This is a genomic window from Parvimonas sp. M20 (assembly GCF_035282425.1).
Lineage (GTDB): Bacteria > Bacillota > Clostridia > Tissierellales > Peptoniphilaceae > Parvimonas.
Map to the genome: position 1 here is coordinate 1 of NZ_JAYKBQ010000055.1, position 710 is coordinate 710.

1 protein-coding gene is annotated in these 710 nt (G+C 55.2%); it reads left to right on the plus strand.

Annotated elements, in window-relative coordinates; all coding sequences use genetic code 11:
- Positions 1-19: 19 nt before the first annotated feature.
- Positions 20-710: hypothetical protein (locus VJI93_RS08325; protein ID WP_324009250.1), on the plus strand; the 691-nt coding region annotated here is incomplete at its 3' end.

Here is a 710-nt window from a genome sequence, read left to right on the forward strand (position 1 = left end):
GGCTCGTACTGATGCGGCTTTGAAAGCTGCGGGTTTTACCGCAGGCACCATGGAACAACGTCTGGCTGCGGCAGTCACCCAAGCACGTAAGGGTAAGGAAGAGGTTGAGGCCTTCACCCGTGCGTGGGAGCGTATTGATCGTGCAAATATCGAGCGGACTAACGTTAGCAGGCAGCTGAGCTTCCTGTCTGGTGGAGGTGATGCGCGCCAACTGTATAAGTTGGATGCCTTGGCTGACGCTGAGGATATGCTGCGCAAAATTAAGACGCCTGAGGCTTTGGATGCTATCCGGACTAAGCTAAAGGCCCTCGGCTTCGAAGGCAATACAGCAGCGGAGGCTTTGGCTAAGTTCTTTGCTTCGGCGGACGAGGGACGTAATACCATCCAGATCATGTCGCGTCTGCAAGAGGCTATGCGGGGGGCTGCAGCAGAATCTGCTAGCCTTAATGCACAGATCGCGGGCTACCGCCGTGGCGCTGGTTTGGGTGAGGCTGTTGCACGCTATGATGCCATTAACCGTAAGGTGGAAGACTTCCGCCAACAGTTGATTGCCTCTGGGGATTCGGCCGAAGTAGCAGCAGGTAAAGTTGCAGAGTTCCGTGATGTCCTCATTGCCAATGACCGTGCATCGGAGGCTTTGGATCGTGTTCGCAAACGTGCTGAACGCACTCGGGATATGTGGCGTGAGTCCTTCTCGGACATGAAGAAGA